Genomic DNA, 13,286 nt, shown 5'->3' with positions numbered 1-13,286 from the left:
TCTTCACGTGGTAGGGCCAGCTTCGGCCCGCCGTGACCACATCAATCCAAGAAAAGGAATTGCATCACATGAGCACCAAGAAGTCTAAGGCGTACCGCGCCGCCGCTGAGCTGGTGGACAAGTCCCGCCAGTACTCCCCGCTCGAGGCCGCCAAGCTGGCCAAGGAGACCTCCTCCAAGAACACCGACGCCACCGTGGACGTTGTCTTCCGCCTCGGCGTTGACCCGCGCAAGGCTGACCAGCTGGTTCGCGGCACCGTCTCCCTGCCTAACGGCACCGGTAAGGACGTTCGCGTCGCCGTCTTCGCTGAGGGCGAGAAGGCTGAGATCGCCAAGAACGCTGGCGCTGACATCGTCGGCACCGAAGAGCTGATCGCTGCCGTGACCGAAGGCAACATCGACTTCGACGTCGCCATCGCCACCCCGGATCAGATGGCTAAGGTTGGCCGCGTTGCCCGCGTCCTGGGTCCGCGTGGCCTCATGCCGAACCCGAAGACCGGCACCGTGACCGCTGACGTTGCTAAGGCAGTTGCCGACGTCAAGGGCGGCAAGATCTCCTTCCGCGTGGACAAGGCCGCTAACCTGCACGCCATCATCGGCAAGGCCTCCTTCGACGCCGAGAAGCTGGCTGAGAACTACGGCGCTCTCTACGACGAGATCCTGCGCCTGAAGCCCTCCTCCGCCAAGGGTGTCTATGTCAAGAAGGCCACTATGTCCACCACCTTCGGTCCGGGCATCGCGGTGGATGCTTCCGTGCAGAAGAACTACGCCGAGTAAATCCACGGTGTAGGTACACGGTGTAATCACACTGTGTAAGCACGCTCGGCGACTTCCCGTCGCCCGCAGCCCTGAGCAGCTCATTGGGTATGAGCCGCTCGGGGCTTTGCCTATGCTTGCTTATGCCTAGAACCTGAGCCCCCTAGCAAGCCGTGACTGGCAGGAAACTGGCAGGAACCCTCAGGGACTTGGCAGTGTAGGGTCATTGCTTCTCAAGGTCGGTACCCCATACTTACTTATGTGCGTTTGAGAGAGGCGCATGAGAGATAGAGAGAACACCCTGAGTCTTGCAGGGCGGGCGGCGTGAGAAACCGACCGATAGACAAGACACCTAGAGAGACACCGTGAGCCCCGGCCGCAAGGCTGGGGCTCACGGCTTTTCTGGGTTAAGAGCCAAAATGTGTGTCTGGCTCTACTGGAAGAGCAAGGAGTCAGATCCTCAATGTCTCAGATCCTAGATGTCTGAACCTGGAAAGCTGAACCTCCAAGTGGCGAATGCCGACGGCGAGCCCGCTGCGCTTGGCGACGTCGAGGTTCAGCTATCCAGGTTCAGCCTTGTGGGTTCGGGTGGCTAGCTGAGGCTGCATGTGTATCGTTTGGCCGCGCCGCCGGTGCGGAGGGTGCGATTTTGTTTGGGGCGGCGGGGCGCGATTTTGTTTTTGTGCAGCGCGGATGTAGGGTAGCTAGCGAAGTTTGAACGGCATCGCTTAGCGGTGTCGAGTCGAAGTTCACCGAAGACCGTCGGTCATCCGCTCAGCGGATCGAAGGTCCCCAACCTTTATGGGGCGGCCCACGCAGGAGACACTTTGCGATACAACGCGACACATCGTGTCGCGCGCCCTGTGCTCTTGCACGGGGCTTTTTCATTGGGTGCATCCCCGGATGTTGCCTGATGCGGAAGCCTCGGCGGAAAACCAAAGAGATGTTTCGAAAGGAGGCGAAGTAGAAAATGGCAAACCCGAAGAACACTGCGGACCTCGCAACTCTGAAGGAGAAGCTCGAGGGCTCGAGCTCCCTCGTTCTCACCGAGTACCGCGGCCTGACCGTTGCTCAGCTCCAGGAGCTGCGTAACAACCTCGGCTTTGACGTTGAGTACTCCGTCGCCAAGAACACCCTCTTCAAGATCGCTGCCAACGAAGCTGGCATCGAAGGTCTTGACGAGCAGCTGACTGGCCCGACCGCTATTGCGTTCATCAAGGGCGAGGCAGTGGATGCTGCAAAGGTCATCAAGAAGTTCGCTGATGACAACAAGGCATTCGTCGTCAAGGGTGGCTACATGGACGGCAACGTACTGTCTGCCGACCAGGTCGCAGCCATCGCCGAGCTGGACAACCGCGAGACCACTCTCGCCAAGCTGGCTGGCGCCATGAAGGGTTCTATGGCAAAGGCTGCTGCAGCATTCAACGCTCCTGCTACCAAGATGGTCCGCACCGCTGCGGCCCTGCAGGACAAGAAGGCTGCCGAAGCTTAATCACGCCGCATAAGGCGCACACAACAATCACACTTGGGACGCGGAAACACTATCCGGCCCGCACTAAGAAAGGATGCTTACCATGGCTAAGCTCACCAAGGACGAGCTCATTGAAGCTTTCAAGGAAATGACCCTCATCGAGCTCTCCGAGTTCGTTAAGGAGTTCGAGGAGGTCTTCGACGTTGAGGCTGCTGCTCCGGTTGCAGTCGCAGCTGCAGGCGCACCGGCTGCCGGTGGCGCTGCTGAGGAGGAGAAGACCGAGTTCGACGTCGTTCTGACCGACGCCGGCGCCAAGAAGATCGGCGTCATCAAGGCTGTCCGTGAGATCGTCTCCGGCCTGGGCCTGAAGGAAGCCAAGGAGCTCGTTGAGTCCGCTCCGAAGGCCATCATCGAGGGCGCTTCCAAGGACGACGCTGAGGCTGCTAAGGCCAAGCTGGAAGAGGCTGGCGCTTCCGTCGAGCTCAAGTAATTCACCTGAATTACACTCCACATCGATGCCCCGAGCGGCATCGCTGTGCGTGAACTATCCCGGTTCTTGCTCCCACACTCTGTGTGGGGTGAGGCCGGGATTTTTCTGTGGTGAAGCAGTTGCTCCCGTCAGGCGCTGGTGGTGTCCGTTTCAGAAAGGGCGCGCTTGACGTGGCGCACGAAGATAAAGGCAGACGGTAGCGCCAGCAGCCCGGCAACGACGTTCGCCCACATCCCCGCTGTCAGCGTCCAGCGCTGGGACAGCGACGCCAAGGGCGTATTCCAAGCACTGGAAAGAGACACGACGGTGCTCACTTGTATGTTGGTCACACGGCCAAAGGTTTCTTCGGCCATGAGTTTATGAAGCACTGCGTAGGTCACTGCTCCAGCCGCGGGAGCAGTGAGTACTGAGAGGCCCAACGGGATGATCATCCATAGCCCCGGGCTCAAGAGGGCGCCGCAGGCAATGGAGACCGCAATCCATACGCACGTTCCTACTTGCAAGGCGGCAAAGGAGAACTTCTTTTGTAGCCAGCTTGTTGAGAGTGCTCCGAGGATGCCGATGAGACCGATAGCGGTGCGCGCTAGGCCGGTGACCCAGCCCGGGTTATTGCCGGCCTCAAGGATGAGAATTGCCATGAAAAGAGAACCATTGATCGCGCAATTGGAGAGGGTCTGCATGGCGATAAGCCCTCGTAAGAGGGAAGAGCGGGCAACGATGGTCAGCCCATCCCTCGTTGTGCGCAGCAACTTACTCTCCGCCTTCTTTGCCGGATCCAGGTTGGTCCGGATGAAAAGGAAGAAAATGATGGTCAGGAAGTTGGCTAGGCCGACAAACGCAAAGGGTAGTGCCAAGTTGATTTCCAAAAGGAGGCCACCAACGGCTGGTCCAACCAGACCCGCAAACTGCAGGCGGGCTTGGATGATTCCCTGCTTGGCTGCCAGTTCCTCTTCTCTGACCACTTGGGGCAGGCATGGATCGGCACAAGCTTGGCCTACCCTATAGAAGAACATCATTGAGCCGAGAAGCGTGCCAAACACCCAGGGGCGAAACTCGCCGGTAAGGATGAGCGCTGCCATCGCGAGGTTGAGAAACCCCGCTAAAGCATTTGTCCAGATAATAAGGGGCTTGCGCCGCCGCATATCTGCAAGTGCCCCGCCAAAAACGCCGCCTGCGAGGGCCGCAATACCGGTGATAGTTCCGTACACCCCGGCGAGCGTGAGGCTTTCGCTCAAGCGCATGGTCACCACCGGTGTGGCCAGACCTGCCCCGACCCCGGCAACCTGCGCTAGGAGATCGGACCAGAGATAGAGGCGAAAGTCCATGTTTCTCTTTCTTGGGGGGCACTGGTCATCGGCGCAGCCTTCCATTGTCAACAGAGGTGAAGTAGTCGAGTGTGCCAGCAGCATGTGACGCGGCGCACTTCTGGGTATCGATACAACCAGTGTTTTAGGTCTAGGTCAATGCAGCGAATGGTTGTGGAGGCTGGCATGCTGAGTGTGCTTTGAGTATTCGAACCGGTAGGATAAGCCACCATGCTCCCCAAGTCCCGAATCCTCTCCGTCTTGTTGCTCGGCCTCGGCGTCGCACTGGTGGCAGCCGGGCTTGTCGCACCGAGCTTTCTGAGCTTTAGCCCGCGGCTGCCGCTCGACATTGAGAACACCACGTGGACGCTCAAGGATGACAACGCCAAGTCCCAGATGGTGACGGGGGAGGGGACCTCGCTCTACGAGGGGCCGATGACCTATCAGCTCAACATGGACGTGCAGGACCCGGCCGATAAGAACATGGCCACCCTGCGCATTGGTGAATCCGCTATCCGTGGGGATTCGGGCAACCTGGAAGACCTCAGCATGGCGCGGGTGTGGACGTATGGCATCGATCGCCTCAGCGGCGAGGCCGAGGGCCCGGCGGTGCTCTCCCACACGATTGGCAGCCCCACCGCAGAGGTCACCGTGGACGGCTACTGGCTGAAGTTCCCTGCCCACGCCGAGCAGACCACCTACCCGGCCTTCGATCCTATCCTGCGCAAGGCTGTCGACGCCGTCTTTGAGGAAGAGATGGAGATCGACGGCCGCACGGTCTACCGCTACCACCAGGAGATCGAGCCGGTGAACACCGCGACGGTCTTCGCGGGCAACACCACGACCACGCTGACCAACGAGGATGGCTCCACCGAGCAGGGCTACCTCTTCCATATGGGCTCCCGTGACTTCTACGTGGATCAGGAAACTGGCCTCGTGGTGGGTATGGACATGGCTATTGATGATTACTGGGGAGACCGCACCGGTGCCGGCCGCGAATCGCAGTTTGTGTTCACGGGTTCCACCAGCGAGGAGGATCGCGCAGCACTTTTGGAGCAGGCGGCGGAGTTCCTCAGCCCCGAGGTGGGCACGGCAGTGCGCTGGGGCAGTATTGCTGTCGGTGCTCTCCTTGCGTTGCTGGGTGCGGCGGGGGCGCTAGGCGCCTTTGGCCGGCGCAGTGCTAAGGTAGGCGCGCACCGCGGGGATAGATAGCGCGGGAACTAGCAGGCGGGACGTCGTTAAGCAAATGCCCCGCACGTGCGCCTTTACATGGCAGGTAAATTCCTCTATGCTATTTGGTTGCGCTGGAATCTGGATTTTCGGTACACATTTAGCCTTTCAAGCGGTTTTGGCACAACCGGCTTGACAAGGTGATTTTGTGCATTCTGAACCCAGATACTCCACAGCAGACCGAATGCTAAATTTACCAGCGGTTTTGTGCTTCGTCGGCCAGGACGGAGCGCGAGCCGCCAGAGGTACTGGAAGGACCCATCTTGGCAGTCTCCCGCCAGACCAAGTCAGTGGCCAATATCCCTGGAGCCCCGAAGCGATACTCCTTCGCTAAAATCAGCGAGCCCATCGCTGTCCCGGGCCTCCTTGATCTACAACTCGATTCCTACTCTTGGCTCATCGGCACGCCGGAATGGCGTGAGCGCGAGCAGGCTGAGCGCGGCCCCGAGGCACGCGTCACCAGCGGCCTGGAGGATATCCTCGAGGAGCTCTCGCCGATTCAGGACTACTCGGGCAACATGTCCCTGTCCCTGTCGGAGCCGCGCTTCGAGCCGGTGAAGAACACCGTCGACGAGTGCAAAGAGAAGGACATCAACTACTCCGCGCCGCTGTACGTCACCGCAGAGTTCATTAACAACGACACCCAGGAGATTAAGTCCCAGACCGTCTTCATCGGCGATTTCCCGATGATGACCGATAAGGGCACCTTCATTGTCAACGGCACCGAGCGCGTTATCGTCTCGCAGCTCGTGCGTTCCCCGGGTGTGTACTTTGACCAGACCATCGATAAGTCCACGGAGCGCCCGCTGCACTCCGTGAAGGTCATCCCTTCGCGCGGTGCATGGCTGGAGTTCGACGTCGACAAGCGCGATACCGTCGGCGTGCGCATCGACCGCAAGCGCCGCCAGCCGGTCACCGTGCTGCTGAAGGCACTGGGCTGGACCGCCGAGCAGATTCAGGAGCGCTTCGGCTTCTCCGAGCTCATGATGTCCACCCTCGAGTCCGATGGCGTGTCCAACACCGACGAGGCACTGCTGGAAATCTACCGCAAGCAGCGCCCGGGCGAGCAGCCTACCCGCGATCTTGCGCAGGCGCTGCTGGATAACTCCTTCTTCCGCGCCAAGCGCTACGATCTGGCCAAGGTTGGCCGCTACAAGATCAACCGCAAGCTGGGCCTGGGCGGCGACCACGACGGTCTCATGACCCTGACCGAGGAAGACATTGCTGTCACCCTCGAGTACCTGGTGCGCCTGCACGCCGGCGAGCGTGAGATGAAGGCTCCCAACGGTGAGATGATCTCCATCCACACCGATGACATCGACCACTTTGGAAACCGCCGCCTGCGCACCGTGGGCGAGCTGATCCAGAACCAGGTTCGCGTGGGCCTGTCCCGCATGGAGCGCGTCGTGCGCGAGCGCATGACCACCCAGGACGCTGAGTCCATCACCCCGACCTCGCTGATCAACGTGCGCCCGGTCTCCGCGGCCATCCGCGAGTTCTTCGGCACCTCTCAGCTGTCCCAGTTCATGGACCAGAACAACTCCCTGTCCGGCCTGACCCACAAGCGCCGCCTGTCCGCGCTGGGCCCGGGCGGTCTGTCCCGTGAGCGCGCCGGCATCGAGGTGCGAGACGTGCACGCCTCCCACTACGGCCGCATGTGCCCGATTGAGACCCCGGAAGGCCCGAACATTGGCCTGATCGGCTCCCTGGCCTCCTACGCCCGCGTCAATGCCTTTGGCTTCATCGAGACCCCGTACCGCAAGGTCGTCGACGGCAAGGTCACCGACGAGGTCGTCTACCTCACCGCTGACGAAGAGGATAAGTACGCCATCGCGCAGGCCGAGGTGGAAAAGGACGCCGAGGGCCGCCTCACCGGCGACCGCATCGAGGTCCGCCTCAAGGACGGCGATATCGGCGTGACTGACGCCTCCGGCGTGGACTACGTCGACGTCTCCCCGCGCCAGATGGTCTCCGTGGCCACCGCCATGATTCCCTTCCTTGAGCACGACGACGCCAACCGTGCCCTCATGGGCGCAAACATGCAGCGTCAGGCTGTGCCGCTGGTGCGTTCCGAGGCCCCCTACGTGGGCACCGGCATGGAGCAGCGCGCGGCGTACGACGCCGGCGATCTCATCATCACCCCGAAGGCCGGTGTGGTGGAGAACGTCAGCGCGGACCTCATCACCATCATGGATGACGAGGGCCAGCGTGATACCTACATGCTGCGCAAGTTCGAGCGCACCAACCAGAACACCAACTACAACCAGACCCCGCTGGTCTCCCTCGGCGAGCGCGTCGAGGCCGGCCAGGTGCTGGCCGACGGCCCCGGTACCCACAACGGCGAGATGTCGCTGGGCCGCAACCTGCTCGTGGCGTTCATGCCGTGGGAAGGCCACAACTACGAGGACGCCATCATCCTCAACCAGCGCATCGTGGAAGAGGACATCCTGACCTCCATCCACATCGAGGAACACGAGATCGACGCTCGTGACACCAAGCTGGGCCCGGAGGAGATCACCCGCGAGATCCCCAACGTCTCCGACGACGTCCTGCGTGACCTCGACGAGCGCGGCATCGTCCGCATCGGCGCCGACGTGCGCGCGGGCGACATCCTGGTGGGCAAGGTCACCCCGAAGGGCGAGACCGAGCTGACCCCGGAGGAGCGCCTGCTGCGCGCCATCTTCGGTGAGAAGGCCCGCGAGGTGCGTGATACTTCCATGAAGGTGCCGCACGGCGAGACCGGCAAGGTCATCGGCGTGTCCCGCTTCTCCCGCGAGGACGACGACGATCTGAGCCCGGGCGTCAACGAAATGATCCGCGTCTACGTTGCCCAGAAGCGCAAGATCCAGGACGGCGATAAGCTGGCCGGTCGCCACGGCAACAAGGGCGTGGTGGGCAAGATCCTCCCGCCGGAGGACATGCCCTTCATGGCGGATGGCACCCCGGTGGACATCATCCTGAACACGCACGGTGTGCCGCGTCGTATGAACATCGGCCAGGTACTTGAGGTTCACCTCGGCTGGCTGGCGCACGCTGGTTGGAAGATCGACACCGAGGATCCGGCCAACGCCGAGCTGCTCAAGACTCTGCCCGAGGAGCTCTACGACGTCCCGGCTGGCTCCCTGACCGCCACCCCGGTCTTCGACGGTGCCTCCAACGAGGAGATTTCCCGCCTGCTGGCCTCCTCCAAGCCGAACCGCGACGGCGACGTGCTCGTCGACGAGCACGGCAAGGCGCAGCTTTTCGACGGCCGCTCGGGCGAGCCCTACAAGTACCCGGTTTCTGTGGGCTACATGTACATGCTCAAGCTGCACCACCTCGTGGACGAGAAGATCCACGCACGCTCCACCGGCCCGTACTCCATGATTACCCAGCAGCCGCTGGGTGGTAAGGCACAGTTCGGTGGCCAGCGCTTCGGCGAGATGGAGGTGTGGGCAATGCAGGCATACGGCGCTGCCTACACCCTGCAGGAGCTGCTCACCATCAAGTCCGATGACGTCGTCGGCCGCGTTAAGGTCTACGAGGCCATCGTCAAGGGCGATAACATCCCGGATCCGGGCATCCCGGAGTCCTTCAAGGTTCTTCTCAAGGAGCTGCAGTCCCTGTGCCTCAACGTGGAGGTCCTCTCCACCGACGGCACCCCGATGGAGCTGTCCGGTTCCGACGAGGACGACATGGATGGTGGCCCGTCGCTGGGTATCAACCTGTCCCGCGACGAGCGTTCCGACGCCGACATCGCCTAATGCCTTTGGTCCGCACCATGCGGGCGAACTGAACTACAGAAAAGATTCTTTAAAAGCCATCAACTTCCCCTCTGAAGGGGATGAAAGGGAGACATTACGTGTTTGACGTAAATCTCTTCGACGAGCTTCGCATCGGCCTGGCCACTGCCGATGACATCCGCCGTTGGTCCAAGGGCGAGGTTAAGAAGCCGGAGACCATTAACTACCGAACCCTCAAGCCGGAGAAGGACGGTCTGTTCTGCGAGCGCATCTTCGGCCCCACCCGCGACTGGGAGTGCCAGTGCGGTAAGTACAAGCGCGTGCGCTACAAGGGCATCATCTGCGAGCGCTGCGGCGTCGAGGTGACCAAGTCCAAGGTGCGCCGTGAGCGCATGGGCCACATCGAGTTGGCCGCTCCGGTGACCCACATCTGGTACTTCAAGGGCGTTCCTTCCCGCCTGGGCTACCTGCTGGATCTCGCTCCGAAGGACCTGGAGCGCATCATCTACTTTGCGGCGAACATCATCACCTCCGTCGACGAGGAAGCCCGCCACAACGATCAGTCCACTCTCGAGGCAGAGATGCTGCTGGAGAAGAAGGACGTCGAGGACGATGTCGAGTCCGAGATCGCCGAGCGCGCAGCCAAGCTCGAGCAGGATCTGGCCGAGCTGGAGGCCGCCGGCGCCAAGGCCGACGCCCGCCGCAAGGTCCAGACCGCTGCCGACAAGGAGATGCAGCACATCCGCGAGCGCGGCGAGCGCGAGATCGCCCGCCTGGATGAAATCTGGAACACCTTTATCAAGCTGGCTCCGAAGCAGATGATCATCGATGAGACCATCTACGAAGAGCTGGTTGACCGCTACGAGGACTACTTCACCGGCGGCATGGGTGCAGAGGCCATCCAGACCCTCATCCGCAACTTCGACCTCGAGGCTGAGGCCGAGGAGCTCAAGGAGATCATCAACAACGGCAAGGGCCAGAAGAAGATGCGTGCCCTCAAGCGCCTCAAGGTCGTCGCGGCCTTCCTGCGCTCGGGCAACGACCCGGCCGGCATGGTGCTCGACGCCATCCCGGTGATCCCGCCGGAGCTGCGCCCGATGGTGCAGCTGGACGGTGGCCGCTTTGCCACCTCCGACCTCAACGATCTGTACCGCCGCGTGATCAACCGCAACAACCGCCTCAAGCGCATGATCGACCTCGGCGCCCCCGAGATCATCGTAAACAACGAGAAGCGCATGCTGCAGGAGTCCGTCGACGCGCTCTTCGATAACGGCCGCCGCGGCCGTCCGGTGACCGGCCCGGGCAACCGCCCGCTGAAGTCCCTGTCTGACCTGCTCAAGGGCAAGCAGGGCCGCTTCCGTCAGAACCTGCTGGGTAAGCGCGTGGACTACTCCGGCCGTTCCGTGATTATCGTTGGCCCGCAGCTCAAGCTGCACGAGTGCGGCCTGCCCAAGCTCATGGCGCTGGAGCTCTTCAAGCCCTTCGTCATGAAGCGCCTGGTGGAGAACGACTACGCCCAGAACATCAAGTCCGCCAAGCGCATGGTGGAGCGCCAGCGCCCCGAGGTGTGGGACGTTCTGGAAGAGGCCATTTCCGAGCACCCGGTGATGCTCAACCGTGCACCGACCCTGCACCGCCTGGGTATCCAGGCCTTCGAGCCGAAGCTGGTCGAGGGCAAGGCCATCCAGCTGCACCCGCTGGCCTGTGAGGCCTTCAACGCCGACTTCGACGGCGACCAGATGGCAGTTCACCTGCCGCTGTCCGCTGAGGCACAGGCCGAGGCCCGCGTGCTCATGCTGGCCTCCAACAACATTCTTTCCCCGGCCTCCGGTAAGCCGCTGGCGATGCCGCGTCTGGACATGGTCACCGGCCTGTACTACCTGACCATGGATAAGGGCCCGGATGAGATTGGTGGCGAGGGCCGCTACACTCCGGCTGATGAGAACGGCCCGGAGAAGGGCGTGTACTCCTCCTACGCCGAGGCCATCATGGCCCGCGACCGGGGTGTGCTGGGCCTGCAGGCCCCGATCAAGGTCCGTATCTCCCACCTGCGCCCGCCGGCAGAGGTGGAGGCGGAGCAGTTCCCGGATGGTTGGCAGAAGGGCCAGGCTTGGCTTGCTGAGACCACCCTGGGCCGCATCATGTTCAATGACCTGCTGCCGTGGAACTACCCGTACCTCGAGGGCGTCATGGTGCGTAAGGGTGGTGCGAAGAACACCGTCCTGCTGGGTGATGTCATTAATGACCTCGCCGCCAAGTACCCGATGATCACCGTGGCTCAGGTGCTGGACAAGATGAAGGACGCCGGCTTCTACTGGGCAACCCGCTCCGGCGTGACCATCACCATGGACGACGTTCTGGTTCTGCCGAACAAGACCGAGGTGCTCGAGTCCTACGAGAAGGAAGCCGAGCGCATCGAGCGCAAGTACTGGGAGCAGGGTGCTCTCACCGAGCGCGAGCGCTACGACCGCCTGGTTGAGCTGTGGAAGGACGCCACCGACACCGTGGGTAAGGCCGTCGAGGACCTCTACCCGGATGACAACCCGATCCCGATGATCGTGAAGTCCGGTGCTGCCGGTAACATGCGCCAGATCTGGACCCTGGCCGGCATGAAGGGCATGGTTGTGAACTCCAAGGGTGACTACATCACCCGTCCGATTAAGACTTCCTTCCGCGAGGGCCTCTCGGTGCTGGAGTACTTCAACAACTCGCACGGCTCCCGTAAGGGCCTGGCCGATACCGCTCTGCGTACCGCCGACTCGGGCTACCTCACCCGCCGTCTGGTGGACGTGGCCCAGGACGTCATCGTCCGCGAGGAGGATTGCGGCACCCGTCAGGGCGTGCGCGTCCCGATCGGCGCTGAGGTGGCCGATGGCACCTTCGTCCGCCACGAGCTGTGGGAGACTTCCGCGTCCGGCCGCGTTATTGCAACGGACGTCAAGGACGAGAACGGCGAGCTGCTGGCCTCTGCCGGCGAGGACCTCACTGAGGAGCTCACCGACAAGCTGGTGGCAGCTGGCGTGACCGACCTCAAGGTCCGTTCCGTGCTGACCTGCCAGACCCCGGCCGGCGTGTGCGCGAAGTGCTACGGCAAGTCCATGGCCTCCGGCAAGCTGGTGGACATCGGCGAGGCCGTGGGCATCGTGGCCGCGCAGTCCATTGGTGAGCCGGGTACCCAGCTGACCATGCGTACCTTCCACCAGGGTGGTGTCGGTGGCGATATTACCGGTGGTCTGCCGCGTGTTCAGGAGCTCTTCGAGGCTCGTAACCCGAAGAACCGCGCGCCGATCGCCTCCGTGGACGGCACCGTGTCCCTGTCCGATGAGGGCAACTTCTGGACCCTGACCATCACCCCGGATGACGGCTCGGACAACGTGGTCTACGAGAAGCTCTCCAAGCGCCAGGGCCTGGCTCAGGTCCGCCGCCCGATGGAGTCCAACCCGGAGGCCATGATCGAGCGCTCCCTGCGCGATGGCGATCACGTCAACATTGGTGACCGCCTCATGCGTGGTGCTGCCGATCCGCACGACGTGCTGGAGGTCCTCGGCCGCCGTGGTGTGGAGAAGCACCTCATCGACGAGGTGCAGGCCGTCTACCGCGCACAGGGTGTGGCCATCCACGATAAGCACATCGAGATCATCATCCGCCAGATGCTGCGCCGCGGTACCGTCATTGAGTCCGGTACCACGGAGTTCCTTCCGGGCGTTCTGGTTGACCTCTCTGAGGCCAAGCAGGTCAACGCCGCACAGGTTGCTGAGGGCGGCGAGCCAGCCCAGCTGCGCTCGGAGATCATGGGCATCACCAAGGCCTCGCTGGCTACCGAGTCCTGGCTGTCCGCGGCCTCCTTCCAGGAGACCACGCGCGTGCTTACCGACGCCGCCATCAACAAGCGCTCCGATCAGCTCATCGGCCTGAAGGAGAACGTCATCATCGGTAAGCTGATCCCGGCTGGTACGGGTATCTCGCGCTACCGCAACATCACGGTCAAGCCGACCGAGGCCGCACGCAACGCTGCGTACTCGATCCCGACCTACGGTGATTCCATCTACGGCGACGATGGCTTCGGTGAGTTCACCGGTGCTTCTGTCCCGCTGGATGAGGACTTCACCTTCTAACTAGGGCGCGCGCCGCCACGCGCGCCTTGGTACGCCACGCACGGTCTGCTGGCTACTGACAGGCAATGCCGCCTCCCGGCGTCTGGGTTTCCTGAATGGAACCGGGCGAGGGGAGGCGGCTTTGTTCTTGGTCACCTTCGCATATCGTGCGCAGTGGTGGGCAGTTAGACCTCGGTAAACTGGTTCCCCACGCGTGAAC

7 protein-coding genes are annotated in these 13,286 nt (G+C 62.2%); 6 read left to right on the top strand and 1 reads right to left on the bottom strand.

The annotated features are described in order from the left end of the window. Positions 1-68: 68 nt before the first annotated feature. From rplA to rplL, 3 genes are all read left to right on the top strand, one after another. On the top strand, positions 69-776 hold the full coding sequence (rplA, locus tag Q4E25_RS07015) for a 50S ribosomal protein L1 (protein ID WP_303155772.1): 708 nt from the start codon (positions 69-71) through the stop codon (positions 774-776). Positions 777-1,725: 949 nt separating this feature from the next. Further along, complete coding sequence (gene rplJ / locus Q4E25_RS07010; protein WP_303155770.1) at positions 1,726-2,247, top strand: 50S ribosomal protein L10; 522 nt, start codon at positions 1,726-1,728, stop codon at positions 2,245-2,247. An 82-nt stretch (positions 2,248-2,329) separates the two neighbouring features. Next, positions 2,330-2,716 carry a 50S ribosomal protein L7/L12 gene (rplL, locus tag Q4E25_RS07005; protein WP_303155768.1) on the top strand — a complete coding sequence of 129 codons (387 nt, stop codon included), beginning with the start codon at positions 2,330-2,332 and terminating at the stop codon, positions 2,714-2,716. 128 nt (positions 2,717-2,844) lie between these two features. Here rplL and Q4E25_RS07000 read toward each other — a convergent pair whose 3' ends face one another. Beyond that, positions 2,845-4,041, bottom strand: a complete 1,197-nt coding sequence (locus tag Q4E25_RS07000) for an MFS transporter (protein WP_303155766.1) — start codon at positions 4,039-4,041, stop codon at positions 2,845-2,847. A 210-nt stretch (positions 4,042-4,251) separates the two neighbouring features. Between Q4E25_RS07000 and Q4E25_RS06995 the strand changes: the two genes are divergently transcribed. The 3 genes from Q4E25_RS06995 to Q4E25_RS06985 all read left to right on the top strand — a co-directional run bounded on the left by Q4E25_RS06995 (position 4,252) and on the right by Q4E25_RS06985 (position 13,087). Beyond that, complete coding sequence (locus tag Q4E25_RS06995; RefSeq protein ID WP_303155764.1) at positions 4,252-5,232, top strand: DUF3068 domain-containing protein; 981 nt, start codon at positions 4,252-4,254, stop codon at positions 5,230-5,232. A 281-nt stretch (positions 5,233-5,513) separates the two neighbouring features. Then, positions 5,514-8,993 (top strand): DNA-directed RNA polymerase subunit beta, encoded by a 3,480-nt coding sequence (locus Q4E25_RS06990; protein WP_303155762.1) that lies wholly within the window; start codon positions 5,514-5,516, stop codon positions 8,991-8,993. A gap of 98 nt (positions 8,994-9,091) precedes the next feature. Next, complete coding sequence (locus tag Q4E25_RS06985; protein ID WP_303155759.1) at positions 9,092-13,087, top strand: DNA-directed RNA polymerase subunit beta'; 3,996 nt, start codon at positions 9,092-9,094, stop codon at positions 13,085-13,087. Positions 13,088-13,286 lie beyond the last annotated feature (199 nt).

Origin of the sequence: Corynebacterium sp. (genome assembly GCF_030532325.1) — a bacterium.
GTDB lineage: Bacteria > Actinomycetota > Actinomycetes > Mycobacteriales > Mycobacteriaceae > Corynebacterium.
The sequence above is the reverse complement of the archived record's forward strand: the minus strand, read 5'-3'. Positions and strand labels throughout refer to the sequence as shown.

Excerpts from the sequence above, each read along its gene's own strand:
- rplL (WP_303155768.1), top strand. The coding sequence starts at position 2,330 with ATGGCTAAGCTCACCAAGGACGAGCTCATTGAAGCTTTCAAGGAAATG.
- rplA (WP_303155772.1), top strand. The coding sequence starts at position 69 with ATGAGCACCAAGAAGTCTAAGGCGTACCGCGCCGCCGCTGAGCTGGTG.
- rplJ (WP_303155770.1), top strand. The coding sequence starts at position 1,726 with ATGGCAAACCCGAAGAACACTGCGGACCTCGCAACTCTGAAGGAGAAG.
- Q4E25_RS07000 (WP_303155766.1), bottom strand. The coding sequence starts at position 4,041 with ATGGACTTTCGCCTCTATCTCTGGTCCGATCTCCTAGCGCAGGTTGCC.
- Q4E25_RS06995 (WP_303155764.1), top strand. The coding sequence starts at position 4,252 with ATGCTCCCCAAGTCCCGAATCCTCTCCGTCTTGTTGCTCGGCCTCGGC.